The organism is Streptomyces cinerochromogenes, from assembly GCF_014648635.1.
GTDB classification, from domain to species: domain Bacteria; phylum Actinomycetota; class Actinomycetes; order Streptomycetales; family Streptomycetaceae; genus Streptomyces; species Streptomyces cinerochromogenes.
Map to the genome: position 1 here is coordinate 55,015 of NZ_BMRM01000021.1, position 18,834 is coordinate 73,848.

Annotated in this window: 16 protein-coding genes and 2 pseudogenes; 8 read left to right on the plus strand and 10 right to left on the minus strand. The window is 69.3% G+C overall.

Going from position 1 to position 18,834, the window contains the following annotated elements:
- Positions 1-36: 36 nt before the first annotated feature.
- The 4 genes and pseudogenes from IEZ20_RS32565 to IEZ20_RS32580 all read left to right on the plus strand — a co-directional run.
- A pseudogene (locus tag IEZ20_RS32565) lies at positions 37-429 on the plus strand (FAD-dependent oxidoreductase); the annotation flags it as partial.
- Positions 430-933: 504 nt separating this feature from the next.
- Positions 934-1,170, plus strand: a complete 237-nt coding sequence (locus IEZ20_RS32570; RefSeq protein WP_189305533.1) for a hypervirulence associated TUDOR domain-containing protein — start codon at positions 934-936, stop codon at positions 1,168-1,170.
- A gap of 6 nt (positions 1,171-1,176) precedes the next feature.
- Complete coding sequence (locus IEZ20_RS32575; RefSeq protein ID WP_189305348.1) at positions 1,177-1,518, plus strand: DUF3140 domain-containing protein; 342 nt, start codon at positions 1,177-1,179, stop codon at positions 1,516-1,518.
- Positions 1,519-1,642: 124 nt separating this feature from the next.
- Positions 1,643-2,863, plus strand: coding sequence for a spore photoproduct lyase family protein (locus IEZ20_RS32580; RefSeq protein ID WP_189305350.1), 1,221 nt, complete (start codon positions 1,643-1,645; stop codon positions 2,861-2,863).
- 40 nt (positions 2,864-2,903) lie between these two features.
- Here the strand turns inward: IEZ20_RS32580 and IEZ20_RS32585 are convergent, their stop codons facing one another.
- Both IEZ20_RS32585 and IEZ20_RS40630 read right to left on the minus strand, forming a co-directional pair.
- On the minus strand, positions 2,904-3,629 hold the full coding sequence (locus tag IEZ20_RS32585; RefSeq protein WP_229896383.1) for an endonuclease/exonuclease/phosphatase family protein: 726 nt from the start codon (positions 3,627-3,629) through the stop codon (positions 2,904-2,906).
- 150 nt (positions 3,630-3,779) lie between these two features.
- The gene (locus tag IEZ20_RS40630) at positions 3,780-4,721 is read right to left on the minus strand and encodes an HD domain-containing protein (protein ID WP_308434712.1); all 942 of its coding nucleotides are present in this window, start codon (positions 4,719-4,721) and stop codon (positions 3,780-3,782) included.
- Between the two features lie 349 nt (positions 4,722-5,070).
- Between IEZ20_RS40630 and IEZ20_RS32600 the strand changes: the two genes are divergently transcribed.
- Entirely contained in the window at positions 5,071-5,457 is a 387-nt protein-coding gene (locus IEZ20_RS32600; protein WP_229896384.1) for a beta/gamma crystallin domain-containing protein, read from the plus strand.
- Between the two features lie 57 nt (positions 5,458-5,514).
- Here IEZ20_RS32600 and IEZ20_RS32605 read toward each other — a convergent pair whose 3' ends face one another.
- Together IEZ20_RS32605 and IEZ20_RS32610 are read right to left on the minus strand one after the other, a co-directional pair.
- The gene (locus tag IEZ20_RS32605) at positions 5,515-6,426 is read right to left on the minus strand and encodes an aldo/keto reductase (protein ID WP_189305354.1); all 912 of its coding nucleotides are present in this window, start codon (positions 6,424-6,426) and stop codon (positions 5,515-5,517) included.
- Between the two features lie 15 nt (positions 6,427-6,441).
- Entirely contained in the window at positions 6,442-7,380 is a 939-nt protein-coding gene (locus IEZ20_RS32610; RefSeq protein ID WP_189305356.1) for an NAD-dependent epimerase/dehydratase family protein, read from the minus strand.
- A gap of 70 nt (positions 7,381-7,450) precedes the next feature.
- Between IEZ20_RS32610 and IEZ20_RS32615 the strand changes: the two genes are divergently transcribed.
- A complete protein-coding gene (locus tag IEZ20_RS32615; protein ID WP_189305358.1) occupies positions 7,451-8,359 on the plus strand; it encodes a LysR family transcriptional regulator in 909 nt (302 codons plus the stop codon).
- Between the two features lie 60 nt (positions 8,360-8,419).
- Here IEZ20_RS32615 and IEZ20_RS32620 read toward each other — a convergent pair whose 3' ends face one another.
- A complete protein-coding gene (locus IEZ20_RS32620; protein WP_189305360.1) occupies positions 8,420-9,286 on the minus strand; it encodes an alpha/beta fold hydrolase in 867 nt (288 codons plus the stop codon).
- A 57-nt stretch (positions 9,287-9,343) separates the two neighbouring features.
- Here IEZ20_RS32620 and IEZ20_RS32625 point away from each other — a divergent pair, with 57 nt between their 5' ends.
- A complete protein-coding gene (locus IEZ20_RS32625; RefSeq protein ID WP_189305362.1) occupies positions 9,344-9,817 on the plus strand; it encodes a MarR family winged helix-turn-helix transcriptional regulator in 474 nt (157 codons plus the stop codon).
- A gap of 114 nt (positions 9,818-9,931) precedes the next feature.
- Here the strand turns inward: IEZ20_RS32625 and IEZ20_RS32630 are convergent.
- The 3 genes and pseudogenes from IEZ20_RS32630 to IEZ20_RS32640 all read right to left on the minus strand — a co-directional run.
- Positions 9,932-10,917: pseudogene (locus IEZ20_RS32630) on the minus strand (IS701 family transposase); the annotation flags it as partial.
- Between the two features lie 693 nt (positions 10,918-11,610).
- Positions 11,611-12,480 carry an alpha/beta fold hydrolase gene (locus IEZ20_RS32635; protein ID WP_189305364.1) on the minus strand — a complete coding sequence of 290 codons (870 nt, stop codon included), beginning with the start codon at positions 12,478-12,480 and terminating at the stop codon, positions 11,611-11,613.
- A gap of 1,036 nt (positions 12,481-13,516) precedes the next feature.
- Positions 13,517-14,872 (minus strand): FG-GAP and VCBS repeat-containing protein, encoded by a 1,356-nt coding sequence (locus tag IEZ20_RS32640; protein ID WP_189305366.1) that lies wholly within the window; start codon positions 14,870-14,872, stop codon positions 13,517-13,519.
- Positions 14,873-15,295: 423 nt separating this feature from the next.
- On the opposite strand from IEZ20_RS32640, the gene IEZ20_RS32645 reads away from it, so the two are divergent.
- Positions 15,296-15,805 (plus strand): NUDIX hydrolase, encoded by a 510-nt coding sequence (locus tag IEZ20_RS32645; protein WP_189305368.1) that lies wholly within the window; start codon positions 15,296-15,298, stop codon positions 15,803-15,805.
- A gap of 169 nt (positions 15,806-15,974) precedes the next feature.
- Here the strand turns inward: IEZ20_RS32645 and IEZ20_RS32650 are convergent, their stop codons facing one another.
- On the minus strand, positions 15,975-16,481 hold the full coding sequence (locus IEZ20_RS32650; protein WP_189305370.1) for a relaxase domain-containing protein: 507 nt from the start codon (positions 16,479-16,481) through the stop codon (positions 15,975-15,977).
- Between the two features lie 1,393 nt (positions 16,482-17,874).
- Positions 17,875-18,816 (minus strand): LysR family transcriptional regulator, encoded by a 942-nt coding sequence (locus IEZ20_RS32655; RefSeq protein ID WP_229896385.1) that lies wholly within the window; start codon positions 18,814-18,816, stop codon positions 17,875-17,877.
- Positions 18,817-18,834 lie beyond the last annotated feature (18 nt).

Below are 18,834 nucleotides of genomic sequence, written 5' to 3' on the forward strand. Positions count from 1 at the left end.
AGCGACGCCGCTGGCTCCTCGTGCTGTTTCCCCTCCGTGCTGGGCAGACAGGAGCCCGGTACGGCCGTGAACCGCAGGGCGAGGACGTATCTGCGCGCCGCGCTCGACCGGCTGGGCGTCCGGGTGCGCACCGGCGTCGAGGTGGTGAAGGTACTGCCCGACGCGGTGGAGCCAGCGGGCGGGGAGAGCGTCGCGGCCGACGCGGTCCTGTGGACCGGCGGAGCACGGGTGGTGGCGCCCCTGGCAGCCGCCGCCCGGCTGGCCGTTGAGGAGCACGGACGCATCCTCACCGACGCCGCGCTGCGGTCGGTGTCCCACCCCGACGTGTACGGGGTCGGCGACGCTGCCGTGATCCGCCGGCGCTACGGTGTCATGCACGGCACCCGCCAGGGCGGCATGCCGACCGGGGTGCACGCCGCGTTGCCCGTGAGCATGTGCGGGCCAGGCGACCGCGGTTCGCTCAAGGCCGCGCAAGGCCCGTGTCCACTCCGAGCCGGCGCGGCACCTGAACACCCGCTGGTGGTCAGACCTCTGACGACGCTGGGGCGGCGCGCCCGCCTGGTCGGCGGCCAGGAAGCTGAGCTTGGTGCCGGAGACGCCGGAGGTGGCTGTGCGTACCGCGATGCTCTGGCCGTTCGCCGGGGAGTAGCGGGTGCCGGATGTGTGGCCCCGCACGACCGTCGGTCCGCGACGGGGCGGCGGCGCTCGCCCTGCGGCGCGCTGTGGGACGGCCGTGAGGGGAACCCGGACGGAGGGGACGCCGCCGTGGTGGCCCTTGTCCGCCCAAGATGCGGGGACGTCGTGGGGTCGACCGACGCGCTGTGTCATCGTGGCGGTGTCCGACCTGGGGGTTCCTGGGGATGCAGCGGCCGGCCCTCGGCTGCAAGGTGGGAGTGCCCCACCCGCGAACCTCAGCGCAGCAGGAGGACGACCATGGCGAAGGCGAAGGGCTCCTCGGGGAAGGACGGACCGTCCAAGGGTGACAAGGTGGCCTGGCGCAGCCACGGCAGCGAGACCACCGGGACCGTGGAGAAGAAGATCACCGAGCGCACCGAGGCGGCGGGCCGGACCGTGGACGCCTCGCCCGGCGACCCCCAGTACGAGGTGCGCAGTGACAAGTCGGGCCGCACGGCCGTGCACAAGCCGTCGGCCCTCAGGAAGAAGAAGTAGACCGGCGTGGCCGGCTCCGACGAGCACCGCGAGATCTGGGACGCCTTCCGCGAACTGGTGAACATGACACCGTCCGCCCTGGAGAAATGGCTGGCGACGGAGGAGTCCCGGGCGGCCGGGCAGCACAAGGACGGGGGTGAGTCCACCGGTCACGCCTCCGGCCGCACGATCGTGGAGATCCTCCACAAGAAGAAGGGCGACCTCTCGGACGCGGACTACGCACACATGCGCAAAGTGGTCGGCTACGTCCGCCGCCACCTGGCCCAGCGCCCGTCCGGAGAGGTGCGGGACACGCGGTGGCGCCACTCGCTGATGAACTGGGGCCACGACCCGCTCCACGACGCGTGAGCCCCGCTCACGGACCTCCGCGTCCGGCGCACCGGGCGCGGTGTCCCGTACGCGTCGTAGCCGTGGCAGCCCCCTACAGTGGAGTGAGGCCCTCAGCCCCGACACCACCGCGAGCGGAGCACGCATGCGACACCACTCCGCCCGACCGGCCGACGGCGCCGACGCCCTGTTCGGGCTGGACGCGCTCGGCTCCGGCGCGCCCCCGCACGAGGACGGTACGCCCGGACACGACGACTCCTGCGAACGGGGAGCGCAGGACCGCCCCCTCTTCCGTGACTCCCCCGCGGCCCGCCGTCTGCTGCCCGTGCGGATCGTCTACGCGGAGCCCGCCGCCGCCGCTTCCGCCCGCGGCCGTGAGATCCTCGCCCGCTTCCCGGACGCGGAGGTGGTCGAGGTGCCCTCCCACTGGGGCATCCCGGGGCTGCACGGCAACGAGGGCAACGTCGACCGATGGGTGCGGGTGAAGGGGGAGACGCTGGTACTGGGCGAGCGGAAGACGCTGACCACACGGCCCAACGGACGGTCCGCCGACTGGATCGCCCCCGGCGCCTCGAACGGGTGCGCCATGGCCTGCGCATACTGCTACGTGCCGCGCCGCAAGGGGTACGCCAACCCGGTCACCGTCTTCACCAACATCGACGCGATCATCGCCCATCTGGCACGGCACATCGCACGCCAGGGCCGGAAACCGGAACCGAACCAGTGCGACGAGTCAGCCTGGGTCTACGACATCGGGGAGAACGGCGACTGCTCGGTGGACGCGTTGATCAGCGACAACACCGCCGATCTCGTGCGGTTCTTCCGCCAGTCGCGCTCGGCGAAGGCGTCGTTCGCCACCAAGTTCGTCAATCCCGACCTGCTCGCGCTGGACCCGCGGGGCCGGACCCGCATCCGTTTCTCGCTGATGCCTCCGGAGGACTCGCGGCTGCTGGACATCCGCACGTCACCGGTGGACGACCGGATCGCCGCCGCGGCGGACTTCCTGGACGCCGGCTACGAGGTCCACTTCAACCTCTCCCCCGTGGTGCTGCGCCCCGGCTGGCAGGAGGCCTGGACCGAGGTCCTCCGGCAGCTCGACGACGTACTGCCCGACCGGGTCAAGCGGCAGGCGGCCTGCGAAGTGATCATGCTCACGCACAACCGGGAACTGCACGAGGTGAACCTCGGCTGGCACCCCCGAGCCGAGGAGGTGCTGTGGCAGCCCGCCCTCCAGCAGGGCAAACGCTCCGAGAACGGCGCACTGAACGTCCGCTACACCAACCGTGTCAAAGCGGAGGCCGTCCAGGCCCTGCGCACACTGGTAGCGGCCCACACCCCCTGGCTGCGCATCCGCTACGCCTTCTGAACGGCTCCGGTCGCCCGGCGCTCGTCCGGCCTTCACAGCATTACGCGGCGGGCACCCGCAAGGCGGCCAGCACCGGTAGGTGATCCGTGGCGGCCCGCAGGTCTCGTTCCTCGACCCCCGACAGCCCCATCGGCACTCCGCACCCGAGCACCTGGACTCCCTCCGTCACGAAGACGGCGTCGATCCGCTGCAGTGGGTCGCCCAGCCGGGTGGTGTGCTCACGCCCCCACGGCTGCGTCGCCCAGCCGTCCCGCAGGGCGTGCGCGAGCAGGCCGAAGGTACGGCCGTCGGGCCGGTCGTTGAGGTCGCCCGCGGCGACGGCGTACGGCGCGTCCAGGGCGGACAGCCGGTCGAGGAGCAGCCGTCCTTGCTCATAGCGCTCCCGGTCGTCGATGCTCAGGTGGCAGCTCAGCACCCCGAGCCGGGCCCGGCCGAACCGGAGCACGGCGGTCGCGAAGCCACGCTGGTGCAGGCCGGGGGTACGGGGAAGCAGGACGTCCTCCGTGCGTTCCACGTGGGCGCGGAGCGAGGAGAGGATCATGGGGCCGGAGGCGGGGGCGCCGCCCGAGACGTACACGAGTCCGCAGGAACCGGCGAGGCCGGCGGCGGCCTGGCGCCAGCGGAAGAAGCGCGGCGCCTCCTGCACGCAGACGATGTCGGGCCGGCAGGCCCGGATCACCCGGGCGAGGGCCGCGACGTCGTCGCGCATGGAGCGGATGTTGTAACTGAGCACACGCACGACCACGGAGCCGTCGGGCTCCGTCACTGACGCGGGCAGATCCTGCACATCTTCCCCTCTCCACGCGACGGCGCTGTGTGAGACGGCGGTGCCCGGACGTGCGCAGTCCCCTCGCACCTGATGTGATCCGCCTTCACGGAGTGATCGGCGCTCTGCCGATGCCGGGTTGCGCCGAATCTAGCAAGGAGCCGACGAGGTATTCGAAACCCGAACCTCGTCGCCTGGCAGATGCCTGCGCAGCAGCCGAAGCGCAAGGACGTGGTCGTTGCGTTCCGCCGCCTCGAGCGGCGTCTCGCCGCGGCTGTCCCGCAGCGCCGGATCCGCGCCGTAGGCGAGGAGCACCGCAGTCGTGGCCACGGTGAGCGGCTCTCCGCTCTGCAGTGCCACGTCGGCTTCCGTCTCGATCGCGTGCGTGAGCGGAGTCGCACCGTTTCCTTCGTCGGGGTCCGCGCCGGTATCGAGCAGCCGGGCCAGCAGTTCCGCATCCTGGTGCTCCACGGCGAAGAGCGTCGGAGGCCACCAGCCACTGCCGTCGATGGCCTCCTGCTGACTCGGTCGCAGCGACATGAAGACAGCGAACCGCCGCCAGGTGCGCTCCACCGCGGCACCCAGGTACGGCCGGGCCTTGCTGATCGCGTTGTGGACCTCGCTGCCTGGTTCGTGCCGGAGCAGCATGTCGTCGATCCGGGTGTCGATGTCGACGGACTGCCCGGCGGGACCTGTCGTCATGTCGGCGAAGACCAAGGCGTCCAGGAGCGCAGAGTCTTCCCGCCCGTGGACCGCCGGCTCAGCCCAGAGCCCGCGCCGCTCCCCCTCGTACACGACCCCCGAGTACTGGGTGACCAGCCGCACCAGACGCGCCGGCGCACCCAGCGACTCAAGGTGTCGAGCACCGTCGAGAGCATGGAACCCGGTGTCACACACCTCAGGCCCGTGACCGATGTCGTGCAGCCAGGCGGCGGCGACGAGGAGATCCCTGTCCGCCCTGGACACGGCTGGGGCAACCTGGTGAGCCCGAACCGCCACGGCCTGGGTGTGCAGCCAGCGATGTTCGAGCGGGGCGAGCAGGGACTCGGCGAGTTCGGCCGCTCCCTGGGGCGTGTCCAGCGCAGAAGGCATGGAGGGAACGGTAGCCCCTCCCGCGACCAAGTGGGACGGCTTGGTATTCCCCGAATTTCAGCTGACTTCCGGCAACGAGTCATCTCTGTTCCGCCGCTGATCATCTGCGTGACGGCCGGCGGGCTGCTGACCGCTCTTCCGGTATCGGGGCTTCCGCCTTTTAGAACTCGGCCAGCTGAATACCCTGTCCAACTGGCAAGACTTTCGTACGTCCGGTTGAAACGTGGTGTCGCTCACCCTGCTCCGCGTGGGCGCCAAGGGGTGCGTGCACATGGCCAGTAAGTGCTTTCTGCCGGATGGGGGCGTGTGAGACGGTGAGGGCTCCAGCTACTCGTGCGAGAGGAAGAGAATGAAGCTTTCCATGCGCCGTTTCCTCGGCGTAGCAGCAGTGTCCGCGGCCGCTCTGACCGCCACGATCGTGCCCGCCACGGCCGCCGTGGCCTCGCCCAGCACGGCTTCCGCCATCGGGCCGACCATCAACCGTACGGACTGTAACGAGAACGGCTACCTCGAAATCCACAACAACGAGGGTCGCGACACGCTCTGCTTCGCCAATGCCGGATCGATGCCCGTCGCCATCTACGGCGTGAACTGGGTGGAATCCGGGAACAACGTCGTGACTCTGCAGTTCCAGCGAAACCTGAGTGACCCGACGCTGGAAACCGTCACCCTTCAGAAGTGGAGCTCGTGGAATCCGGGTCACGTCCACGAGATCTTATCCATCCGTATTTACTGAGATCTGAGCACGACATGGGGCGCCTTTCGAGGCGCCCCTTTTCGGAAGGTGATTGCTTCATTGACCGACCCTGGGCGGCCTCTGGTCGGACGGCAGGACGTCCTCGAGTCGCGCCAGCTCCTCCTCGCTCAGCGTGACGTCCGCGGCCCTGGCCGAGTCGGTGATGGAGGCCGGACGGCTGGCTCCCGGTACCGGGATCACTACCGGGGAGCGGGCCAGCAGCCAGGCCAGGGCGACTTGCTGGGGACTGGTGCCGCGCTCGGCGGCGACACGGTGGAAGGCGGTGCCGAGGGACGTCGGGCCGGAGGGACCGTCGAGGGAGCTGCGCGAGAGGCCGCCCAGGGGGCTCCAGGGCAGGAAGGCCAGACCCAGCTGTGCGCTCAGCCGTAGTTCGGGCTCGCTGTCGCGGACGGCGGGCGAGTACTGGTTCTGCACGGAGGCGAGCCCGTCGCCGAGGATCTGATGTGCCTGGCGGATCTGGGCCGTGGTGACGTTGGAGATTCCCGCGGCGCGGATCGTGCCGGCGTCGAGCAGGTCGCGCAGCGCGCCGACGGACTCCGCCCAGGGCACGGCCGGGTCCGGCTTGTGCAGCTGGTACAGGCCGATGGCGTCGACGCCGAGGCGCTTGGCGGAGGCCTCGGCGGCTCGTCTGAGGTGTGCAGGGGTGGCGGTGACGGTCCAACTGCCGTCTCCGGGACGGCCACGGCCGCCCTTGGTGGCCACCAGGACGCCGGAGGTGTCACCCCCGTAGCCGGCCAGCGCGCGGGCGATCAGCAGTTCGTTGTGGCCCGCCTCGTCGGCGTGCCAGTGGTAGCTGTCGGCGGTGTCGATGAGCGTGACGCCGGCGTCGAGGGCGGCGTGGATGGTGGCGATCGCCTGTGTCTCGTCCGGGCGGTGCTCGATGGACAGCGGCATGGCACCGAGGCCGATGGCGCTGACGGTGGTGTGGGCGATGGTGCGGTACTGCACGGTGGCGTCAGTTCCTCAGGCGGTGGGTGACGGGTCGGTGGTGAGGGCTTCGACAACGGCGCCGGGCAGCCAGTCGGTGGTGTGGGAGAAGGAGAAGCCCAGATCCTTCGCGCGGGCGTTGCTCATGGCGTAGTGGCGGTCCAGGGAGAACGGGGAAGCTTCCTCGCCCGTCGTGACGGTTCGGTACACGGCCTCCCGGCCCACCTGCCGGGCGATGACCGCGGCGAGGTCGTACACGTCGAGCGGGCCGTCGGAGCAGGCGTTCACCGGGCCGGTGAAGTGGGCTGCGGCCGCCCACAGCAGCAGCTCCGCCAGCTCCCGGTAGTGGATGAAGACCGTGGGCAAGGCCTTCGCGTGCACGGTGATCTCTTCGCCCCGGGTGATGCGCCCGGCGTAGTGCGCCAGCCTGCCGGTGAACTCCTGCGCGCCGCCGCCGAGGACGTGGGCGCTGCGCACGCCGGCGAACTCGAAGCCGCCGGTGCGGAGGAAGACGGCCTCCGCCTGGCGCTTCCCCTCGGCGTAGTGCGCCTGCAGGTACGCGTCGTCGTGCCAGGGAAGGTCCGTGGCCACCAGCCAGGTGGCCGGGTCCAGGGTCTCCTCCGGTACCGGCGTCCCCGACGGCACGGCCGGCAGAGCGGCGGTCGCCGGGTCGTAGACCTCGATGGTGGAGGTCATGACGTAGCGCCGGGTGCGGCCGGCGAAGGCGCGGACGGCGATCGCGGCCTGCACCGGGGTGTAGCAGACCTGGTCCACCACGACGTCGAAGGTACGAGAGCCGAGCGCGGCCGTCAGGGCGGCCTCGTCGTTTCTGTCGACAACGAGGTGCTCGACGCCGACGGGCGGCGAGGTGGAGCCGCGATTGATCACAGTGACCTGGTGGCCGGTGCTGTGCAGACGCTGCACCAGGAGTTTTCCGACATACCGGCTTCCGCCGATGACGCAGATCTTTTGCATGCCCCCATCCTGGAGACCTACGGTCATCAGCAGAAGTGCTGATCTACTGGTCGGGTATTAAGGAAAACTGTTGATCGATGTGCAACGGCTGCGTGTGCTGCGGACGGTGGCGGAGCACGGGAGTTTCAACCGGGCGGCCACGGCTCTCCGTCTCACCCCGTCCGCCGTCTCCCAGCAGGTGGCCGCCCTGGAGCGCAGCCTCGGCACGCAGGTCGTGGCCCGCAGCACCCGCGGCGTCACCCTCACCCAGGCCGGCCACATCATGGTCGGTGCCGCCGAATCCGTCGCGGCAGAACTCGAACACGCACGGCAGCGGGTCGCCCAACTCAGTACGGGCCGTACCCAGCTCACCGTCGCCACCTTCACCAGCGGCGGCAGACTGCTGCTGCCCGCCGCCCTCGCCCGGTTCACGGCAGACCATCCCCGCACCGTGGTCCACATCAGGGAAGGCGAACCCGAGGACTCCCTGCCGCTCGTGCGTCAGGGCGCCGTGGACCTCGCCCTGGCCTACCATTTCGACGGCCCGCTGCCCGTCGGGCCGGGCCCCGGCTCCGGCCTGGAGTGGACGCCGCTCCTGGAGGACCCCCTGTACGTCGTCCTGCCGCCAGGACACCGTCTCGCCCACCGCGACGCGCTCGACCTCGCCGAACTGGCAACCGAGCCCTGGGTGCTCGGCTGTCTGAAGAGCGAGGCATACCTGCGGCGCTACGCCGAGCGTGCCGGCTTCGATCCGGACGTGCGCGGAACCACCACCGACTACTTCTTCGCCCGCTCACTGGTCGCTGCGGGCGTGGGCGTCTCCCTGATCCCCTCCATCGCGCTCACCCCGGAGATCCCGGGCCTGTGCACCGTCCCGGTCAGGTCGCCGGGGCCGGCCCGGCACATTGGCGTCGCCGCGATCAGCCGCGGTGACCGGCCCCACGTCACGGCGCTCGTCCACGCGCTTCGCGAGCAGGCCATGCGGCACGACGGGCGTTGATCCGCCTCGGGTCCACGACCGGCGCCGTACCGGCCGGTGAGGTGGCTCCTGGCCGTCTCGTCATACCCGGTGGCGAGTCGCGGCCTCGGACGGGCCCCGGTGCGGAAGAGCTTCGAGGAAGGCGGCCAGGAGGGCGTTGAACTCGGTCGGCCGCTCCATGTTGGGGAAGTGCGCGGTGTTCTCCACGAACACCGCGCGGCCGTCGGGTACCGCGTCGACCAGACGCTCGGCCATCGCTCTGTGGTCGCTCACGTCGAGGGCGCCGCATATCGCCAGGACAGGAACGTCGATGGACGCCGCACGCCGCCAGGTCTGGAGAACGGGTACGCGATAGTCCGGTTCGCCGGCCGCGTGCTTGGAGATCGTCCGGGACGCCATCGCGCGCAGGCGGTTCACGACGTCCGCATCGACGTCACCGAGCGAGCGGTGCGGGCCTGCCGCGAAGCGCACGTGCCCGTCCAGCCAGCCCTCGATGTCGCCGGCCGCCAGTGCGCCGTTCTGCTTCCCCAGGACCTCCAGGCTCCAGGGATCCTCGAAGTACGGTTCGCTGGTTCCCACGCCGCTGACGACCACGGCGCGCACCAGTTCCGGATGCTCGAGCGCAACGTCGACCGCGGTACCCCCGCCCATCGAGACCCCGACGAGCACCGCCGGCCCGGCATCGAGACGGCGCAGCAGCGCTGCCAGATCGTCGGCCGGACGAAACGGCCGGGTCGCGTTCGAGGAGGCACCGTGTCCGCGGGCGTCCGGTGCGATGACCCGGTAGTGCGGGGCGAACGCCCTTGTCTGGTCGTCCCACATGCTGTGATCGAAGAAGCCGGCATGGAGCAGCACCAGCGGTTGCCCCTTGCCGGTGTCGCGGTAGGCGAGCGAGCCGTCAGAGGTCGCGAACGAAAGCATCTCGGGGTGCTCGGCGAAAGCAGACATGACAACCAAGGTGTCATCATCGTCGGAAGATGGCAACCGAAGTGTCATCCTTGGAACATGACAGGCACCGATACCCCACTGCCGCCCGACGAGCTCGCCGACCGACTGACGGAGGTGTTCGCCCTGGTGGGGCCGCTGTACCGGAGGGTGTACCGCAAGGTGGAACAGGCCGAGTCCATCGAGGGGCTGTCCGTCGGCGTACGCGCCGTCCTGGACCTGCTGCGTCAGCACGGACCCATGACCGTCCCCCAACTGGGCCGCGCCCAGACCCTCAGCCGGCAGTTCGTGCAGCGCATGGTCAACGACGCCGCCGCGCAGCACCTGGTCGAGGTCATCCCCAACCCCGCCCACCAGCGGTCCTCGCTGATCCGGCTGACCGCCGACGGCCTGGCGGCCATCACCGCGGTCCACGCCCGGGAACACGCGGCCCTACGGCAGGTGAGCGGCAACCTCACCGGCGCCGACGTGGACGCGTGCGTGCACGTCCTGACCCGGATGCTCACGCTCTTCGACGACGTCGACGTGCCCTAGTGGTGCTTCGTTAGGTTCTGGATCTGATTCTGGGCAGGGGGCGGCCGCACGTGGTACGGGTGCCGGTCCAGCACCTCAGCAGGTCTTGAAGGGCGTCGAGGACCTGGTAGAGGGTCAGGCCGGCGTCTGGGATTTTGGGTCGAGCCATCACAGGGTGAGGAAGGCCTAAGCGGCGGTGACGAGGGTGAGGTGGCGGTGCCAGCCGTGCCAGGTGCGGCCCTCGAAGTGGTCCAGGCCCAGGCCGTGCTTGAGTACGGCGGTAGTCGTGCTCGATGCGCCAGCGCGTCTTCGCCCACCGCACCAGGTCGGCGACCGCGGTGGTGGCGGGCAGGTTGGTCATCCAGTAGCCAGTCGGACCGGCCGCTTCAATGGGCTGCTCGACCAGCAAAGTCCGCAGCGGCAGCACCCCCCTTCCATCGGCTGCGTCCGCCGGCTGCCTCCTGAGCGGTTCGGGTGGCTTCCTTGCCCGATGTCCGTACCTCGAGCCCGGCGAAGCGCGAGGTCGTCGTGCCCTTGCTGCCCTGACGCCAGGTCACTGGCTCGAATCGGGTACCGGAGTCGACGAGCGCGGTCAGATGTCTGGCGACCTCGCGGTAGCGGGGCAGGGTTGGGGGGCCAGGACGGGCAACCTCTTTTGGGTCGACCGCCATCACGTATGACCAGCCGCGTTCTTCCAGAGCGAGCCGGAAGGAGACGCTGCGGCCGTAACCGGCATCGGCCACGATCACCGGCACCGCCAGTCTCTGGCCGGCCAGCCGGTCCAGCAGCCCCAACGCCAAGTGCGTCTTGGACACGTGACCGACCTCCTCGGGCATCCCGGCCCGCTGCCGTCGCCGGTCATCGTCCGCCCACTCCTGAGGGAGGAACAACTCCCACTCCAGCGGGCACGAGGCGGTGTCGGGGGCCGCGTGCACGCTGACCGCGACCTGGCAGCTCGCCCGCTTGGCCAGAGCTCCGCAGTACTGCCGGGCCACCCCCACCGACGCCGGGCCGCACTTGGGAAACGACACATCGTCGACCACCCACACTTCAGGGCTGATCGCCTCGCACAGTCTCCGGGCGATCCGCCGCCGCACCGGCAGCGGATCCCACGGCGACTGGCGATGATCCTCTGTGCATTCTCCACCAGCGCATGCGCAGCGATGGGCTCAGCCGCCCTCTCCCTGCTCCGGCTTCCCGACACCTCGATCAACGGCGGAACCTTCAGCGAAGCCTGCACGCTCTGCTGCACAGCCGAAGGCCGCATTCCGAGCCGCCCGTAGAGTTTGCGCTCCGACACATAGGCAAGATCCACAACACTCCCCCACCACTCCACCCAGCCGCCTCCGGAAACCTTTCGGCTTCGAACCCCTCCGGTCAATGCCGCCAGAGCATGGGCATCTCATGCAGGCCCTGAGTGAGGGCGGCTACAGCGGTTCGAAAGGAAGGTCGCAAGCGGTGACAGCGGCAGCGGCCAGGCATGGGGGCTGCCCGGACGGAAAGCGGCTCTCTGCAGCTACTGGTCTCCCCGTGCGCGTGAGGCTTCTGAACCCGATCCAGCAGCATCGCGAACAGCTCGTCGTCGCGCTCATGCAGCCGGACGGCGCCGCACCCACCGCACGCAACGACCGCATCCGGCGAGCCTGCAGAGCGGATTCTGCCCAGCAGGGCATTGATCAAGGCGCCGTCCACGGGGACAGCGTCCACCACGTGGCCGCAGCGTGAGCAGGTGTCGGCACGTCGTCGCCGTCATTCGCCTTTGCTGCGCTGAGCACTTCCCTACGGTGCTCTGCGGGAGGCGGTCCAGCGGCTTCTCATCCAGGTCGTCCGGCGAAGAAATCCGTAAGGGAAGATGCGAGCGCTTCTGGAGCCTCTTCGGCCACGTGATGCCCGGAGTCGATGCCGTGGCCGCGTACGTTCGGTGCCCACTGCCGCCAGATCTTCACCGGGTCCCCGTACAGATCCTCAAGGTCGTCCCGGAGTGACCAGAGGATCAGCGCCGGGCACTGGATCTGTGTCCCGGCCGCGCGATCGTCCTCCTCGTGCCGCCGGTCGACGGTGAGACCGGCCCGGTAGTCCTCCAGCATCGCCCGCACCACGTCGGGGTTTCTCGTGGCCGCGCGCCACTCGTCATAGTTTTCCTGCCCCATGCTCTGGGGGTCACCGTGGTACCAGCTGTCCGGATCAGCGTTGATGACCCGCTCGGGGATGTCCGGCTGGGCGAAGAAGAACCAGTGCCACCACTGCGTGGCGAACTCGGTCGTGATGCGGGACAGGTGCTCGGTGAGGGGCAGACAGTCGATCAGCGCCACCCGCGAGACCGCGTCGGGATGATCGAGGGCAAGACGCAGCGCGACACTACCTCCTCGGTCGTGCCCGGCGAGCGCGAACCGGGCATGACCGAGGGAGCGCATCACCTCGACCACGTCACCAGCGACGGCCCGCTTGGAGTACCCCGCGTGGTGTGCGGTATGCGCCGGACCCCTGGACCGGCCGTATCCCCGCAGGTCGGGACAGACCACGGTGAGACCGCGTCGGACGAGGAACGGGGCAACGCGATGCCAGGTCGCAGATGTCCGGGGATGGCCGTGCAGCAGCACCACCGGCGGCCCTTCCCCACCGTAGCGAACGAAAATCGATGCTTCATCGACCTGGACCCGCCTAGTCTCAAAGCCCTCGAACAAGGCCCTGACCTCCCGCCCTCGTTGACACACCGCCACGGCACCTATCGGCCCAGGACAGACAACCCCGTACTCGCACACACGGACCACCGGGCCAACAGGCTGCGCAAGTTGGCCCCCTTTGCCGACGAGTGCTGAACCGACACAGCTTTCCTCATGCCCCGCAGATCCCGTAGACACAACTTCCTGGATTCGCCAACGGTGTCTTGGAGATGCCGGGGACAGGCCGATGCACTGCTATCCGCGCTTATCTCGGCGCGGCGCTGCGCGCCGCTCATACCGCCGCCGGAGGGCTGGTGGCCGGTGTCCGTCTCGTGCTGCTGGCGATTGCGCATGTCCTCGCCCCACATCGACCTGAGCGGGAGGTGGCTACGGCGCAGCGGCGGTGGGCGGGTGTGGCGCGCAGTGCGGGGCGTTCCGGGGCGGCAGGCGGTGAGGTGTTCGCCCTGGCGCACGCGGTGGTGGCCCGGTGGTGGGATGAGGCCCTGCGCTGGGAGCGGGAGGAGATCTGGCCGCACCGTCTGCACCGGCTGGCGGGCGGCAATGCGGGTTCGGCTTGCAGGGTGGCGGATCGTGGGCCGGGATGCGGCGATCTTCCCTGAGGTGGTGGCGGTGATGCAGGCGCTGCTGGAGCCGGAGACGGCCGGGCTGGCCTGGCAGGCAAGCGGGGGGGACGCGGCCTCGGGCGCGGGGCGCTGATGTGTTCTGCCGCTGGTTGGGCGAGCGGGTGGGCCGTGCCTGGCTGGGGCCTTGGATCGCCGCCGACCACGACAGCCCGCTGCACGGCTTCACGGGGGCGCTGGTGCGCGCCCGCCGCCGCGAGGCAGGGCCGCCGGGATGGGGTGATCCGTGGCGGCTGAGGCGGGAGCAGCAGCCCGCCCCGATGGTCGGCCAGTTGCGCGTCAGGGCGACCGAGCGGCAGTCGGGCGGCTCGGGTACCCGGTGGCGAGCCACGGTGGACGCTCCGCTCCCGGATCGAGCAGTTGCTCAGCGAGGTCCGGGAGCAGCTGGTGCAGCCACACGAGTCAGCTACGCCACATCACTGCAGGAAGCTGTCGATGGGTGCCGCGTGGTATTCCGTCGCGCCAGCGGTGGTGATGCCGCTGGCTGAACCGGGCAGCCGCAGAGCGCCGGCACCGCTCACGTACAGGTCGGCCGTTCCGTCACCGTCCGTGTCGCGCAGCCGTACCAGGCCACCGAACTGTTCGTCGGCCGTCAACGCACCCGGGACGCCTCGGGTGTTGCGGGCGAACCACTGTGAGCCGGCACCGGTCAGGCCGCCCGGCCGCCCCTTGAAGATGTGCACGCCGCCCGCGTAGTCGTGGTCATCGATCTCCTCGCCCGGCACGCCGACTGCGAGATCCGCGTAGCCGTCGCCGTTGACGTCACCCGCCGAAATGGATGCGCCGAATTCGTCCCGGTTCTCGGGAGATCCGGTGACGCCACTGGTCGACTGGGTGAGGCGGGTGCTCCGGGACGGGCCGGCGGACGAGCCGTACCAGACGCTGACTCGGCCTTTGTGCTTGGAGTAGAGGGGTGTGCCGACGGCGATGTCGCCGTAGCCGTCCTTGTTGAAGTCGGCGATGACACCGTCGCCGCCGCGTTCGGAGCTGCCGCCGTTTCCGGATTCCGACTCCAGGCGGAGGCTCTTGCCCGGGGTGAGTGAGCTCGCGCCCCCCTTGATGAACCAGACGTCGGACGCGATGTATTCGGGGCTGACCACGTCACCAATGATCGCGAGGTCGGTTTTCTTGTCGCCGTTGACCTTGCCGGAGATCAGCGCGGTGGCGTAGAAGGACGACGTCTTGTCGAGCTTGGTCACGGTGCCGGTGGTACCGGTGCGTTTGAAGGGGCCGCGGTAGACGTAGGTCATGGACTCGTTGATGACGGCCAGGTCCTGCTTGCCGTCCCCGTTGAAGTCGCCGGTCGCCAGGTCCTTGCCCATGTAGTTGTCGCGACCCGGGTTCTTGTTCGGCAGGGCCGTACCCGTGGACAGGCCGGAGGGGGACCCCCAAAGGATCGTCACGGCGCCCTGAGAATGGTTCTCGCCGGTCGCTGACACCGCGAGGTCGCCGTATCCGTCGCCGTCGAAATCGGCGGCGGCCCGCACTTCGCCGAACATGTCGTCGGCCTCGTCGGATCCGGGCACGCCAGGGCTCGCCTGAGTGATGCGCTGCTGCTTGGGGCCGGGCCCGGTGGCAGTGCCGAAGACCACGGTGACGCCGCCGCCCCCTCTTGCGCTGAAGCTCGAGTACGCGTAGTCGCGGTACCCGTCGCCGTTGAAGTCGTCGCCGTGCCGCGCGGGCGCGGCGCTCGCTGCCGCGGTGGGCAGAGTGAGGGGGATGAGGCCCGCTACCACGAAGGTGGCGAGCGTAGCCGTTGTGCGGACGGGCATGAGTGTCGAGGCTCCTTGTGATCGCGCAGGCAGGGGGCTCAATCGGCGGGCGCACGGAGTGCGTGGCCGCTGGTTCTCGGGGGCCCCACGCCGTTCACCGAAAGTCTCCCGAGTGACGCGTGGGGTCCGCCAAGCAGGAGACCGGTAGTGGGGCCGAAAGGTTGCACGTTGACGCAGACGAAAGCTTCGTCAGTGCTCGTTCAGGAGGGCCGGTTGGCTGCGGTACGCGAGAACGGACCAGATTCACCACTTCGGGAGGCACCTGCCTCCCGCTCTGTTCGAATGTGGATGACCTGGGACGGTGCCGTTCCGAGATGGGCTGCGATGGTTTGTCAGCCCTCTCGTTTCGGCCCCGCCGGCGGGGCAAGCCAGCGTGAGAACCCGCTGGCTTCGCCGTGTGCATCCCCTGGCATCGTGTGGCCCATGGGTGAACTGGTTGAGCGCGTCGACGAGCAGGACCAGGTGCTGGGGGTCGTTGACCGAGCTCAAGCCATTCGTCAGGGCTGGCTTCATCGCATCGCCACGATCGTGTGCCGCGACGAAGACGGACGGTTCCTTGTTCATCGCCGCCCGGACGATTCGTCCCGTTTTCCGGGTCAGTACAACTGGATGCTTGGCGGTGCCGCTGATGTTGGCGAATCGTACGAGGAGGCTGCAGCCCGGGAACTGTCGGAGGAACTAGGCGTTCATGCTGCCCCCCGCTTCGTGCTCAAATTTCTGTGTGCTGGGGCAATCAGTCCCTACTGGCTCGGACTGCACGAGGTCGTCATCACGGCATCCGTCCGGCCGAATGTCCAGGAAGTCGCCTGGCACGACTGGCTCACCGAGCCAGAGCTCGAGTCCCTGGTAAGGCAGCAGGAGTTCGTCCCCGACGCCCGCGATGCGTTCGAGCGATACCGCGACCTGAGCCGGGCAGACCGTCCCCTGAGCTAAGTCCGTCATCGGCTCACCACACTTGGTCATGGGGACCAGCACGTCGGCGTCGTGGACTCAGGACCTTTCGCCTCAGATTGCGGTCTGTTCGAATCCTTGGTGCCCCCAAAGTGGTGAACATCCGCTGTCCGTTCCCGTGGACAGAGCCAGCCGTGGAGTGCACCGAACTTCAGATGCCCTGGCCGTTGTTGTCCTTGTGCGGGCGCTGGGCTTTGACGGACACAAGGAGATGGTCGTGCAGGAGCAGCATCCCGGAGCGCGCCTCGTAGTGACGGAACCGCGCGGCGACCAGACCATGCACCGGGCGAGCCCGGTAGACGTCCTTCGCCCCGAAGCGAAGGACCGCCACCTCGTCCTCGATCCAGGCGAGGACAGCGGCGATCGTCCTCTCGTGCGCGGCCTCGATCAACCGCTGGGTCTCGTCATCACCCAGGGCCCACAACAGGTAGATCGTCGGCTGCGGACGGAAGACCAGATCGAACCCGGTGACCTTCACCTTGCGGCCGAGCGCCCCGGCCGGGCGCGCGGCCGCGGGCTTCTTCCCGGCGGCGAGCTGGTCGGCCTCGATCCGGTCGGCGCGCGGGTGCCAGCCCTCACCGAAGCGGTTGCGTAGCTGCGCCTCGGTGACGACGCCACCGCCGCGAGGCCGAGCACGGCAAGGCCCCGGCCCATCCATCGCCCGGTCGGGACCCCGGCCTCTTCCTCCGCCTGGACCAAGGGCGTGGGAGCCGGCCGGCGGCCGTCACCAACGACGACCTGGCGCAGGTAGTAGCGGTACATCTGCCCGCCAGTGATCAGCGCGATATCCATCGTGGAAGCCACGCCACACGGACCTGACCCGCAATAAAGGCCCGATCAGCCGCACGTGCCACCACGCGGGAGGAAGGGCCGAACGTTCTTCTCAGGTGCCCGTCAGACGGGAAGCGGCTCCGGGCGGCTCGCCAGTGTCATCGCTCTCCTGCAGCTACCTGAACGACACCACCGAGCACCACCTACACGCACCAGCCGACAGGCACCGCCAAGGACGACCGCCTACCCAGCCCCCGGCAACCGCCGGGGGCTTCGTCGTGCTGCCCGGAGGACACCGTGCCCACGTACGAGACACTCCCCCGCTTCACCACCGACCTCCAGCACCTCACCCCCGCCCAGCGCCGGCGCTTCCGCCGCGTCGTACGAGAAGCCTTCGTCCCCGACCTGCGCACCGGGCTGTTCCGTCCCGCCTGCGTATCAAGCGTCTGGGGTGGACGTTCAGCAAACGTTTCTGCGAGCTGGTGGGCGGGGTGTGGCATGTCCCAGGTCGTGCTACGTCGGCCGATTGACCGTATTCGATCATCTTCCGACCCTTCCCCTGCGTCTGGTGCGCGAAATGCCGTCCACTTCGACCACTTAGGGCGTGGCTGGTGACAGGAAAAGGAAGGAAACGTCCGGGAGTGAAAACAGGCCACGTCCGAAACGCGGAGCTACGGAATCCGGGGATGGGTGATCTGGGCGGAGGCGGTGGCCGCGACGGTGATCGTCGGCCCGACGCCGACCCGGACGTCGACCCCCAGCTGCGAGATGCACCGTACGCACAGAACCTCCCCTGGTGAGCCGCGTCGGTGCCGTGGTAGCGCGCAGGGCGCTCTTCAGTTCGACCAGGGCCGCAGACAGCGGCAGCGCCTGCACGACCGGAGACAGACCGGCCAGCACCTCCAGCACCCACCGTAGATCTCCTCAGGCACCCGATCCGGACAGCGCACATGCATCACCGTCGCCCGCACACGCCTTTGAGCACGCTAGTTGGTCCATGTGTGCGGTAGGTGGCCCGTAGACCCGAGCGGGCGCCCTGGCTGGTAGGCCCGCGTAAGCCGCCAAAGGAACCCGACTACCCTGATCGAATGATCGATGAGGGGGATTTCCGGGTCGGTGACGTGCTGTCGGTTGCTTGCCCCTTCACGGTTACCAGGGTCGTGCAGGGTGTCACGTGGGATCACGGAGATCTTGGCCGCATGAGCGGGTCCGCCCGTTGCGCAGGATGCGCACCTCCTGGCCCTTGGGCGTCGCCTTGCTGCAGGAGAAGACGAGCCCGGTCAGGCCGCCGGGGCGGTCAGGACGGCCTTGGCCACCAGCCGGAGATTCCTGATCATCGGATTCGGGTCACCCTTGCGGCTGGCCAGGACGACCTGGCTGGAAGGAGCGCCCTCGATCGGGACGGTGACGAGGTTGGGGCGCAGTGAGCTACGCCGATCGCCGACCGGTAGCACGGCGATCGCCTGGCCACTCGCGACGAGTTCGAGCTTGTCCTCGTAGCTCTCGATCGGCGGCACGCCCGCCCCGAGGATCCGGTAGGCAGTCCAGTCCGCGGTCTCGAACGGGCACGGTGCCGTCTCTTCGCCGGCCAGTTCTTCCGCGGTCACCGACGGGCGGTCGGCCAAGGGATGGCCGCGCGGGACCACGAGCATCCGGGGCTCCTCGTACAGAGGGGTGGTGAAGACGTCGTCGGCGGCGAGCGGCAGCGGGGCCCGCGCGATCAGGGCGTCGACGCGCTTGTCGGACAGCGCCCCGACGTCGCGGCAGCTCAGGTACCGGGTGGCGATCTCGGCGTCCGGGTAACGGCGGCGCAGTTCCCGTACCGCGGTAGTGATCACCAGGTCTTCAACGTAGCCGATGGCGATTCGTTCAATCTCGGCTTGTTCACGCACGGCCAGCTCGGCCTGACGGGCGGCCTGCAGCAGGGCTTGGGCACGGGGGAGGAACCTCTGGCCGGCCGGAGTGAGCCGGGTGCCCTTGGGGTCGCGGTCCAGCAGTCGTGCGCCGAGATACCTCTCGAGCCGTTGGATCTGGCGGCTCAGCGCCGGCTGGGCCACGTGCAAGTCGGCGGCGGCCCGGCCGAAGTGCTGGTGCGCCGCCACCACGGTGAAGTAGCGCACCAGCCGCAGTTCCAGGTCCTGTCCGAGATCGTTCACCCTGGCAGCGTACGCGTCATGCCGTTTCGGAATGGCTGGGTTGCCGAACCGGTCTTGGACGGCCATGCCGTCCTGGGCCTTGAC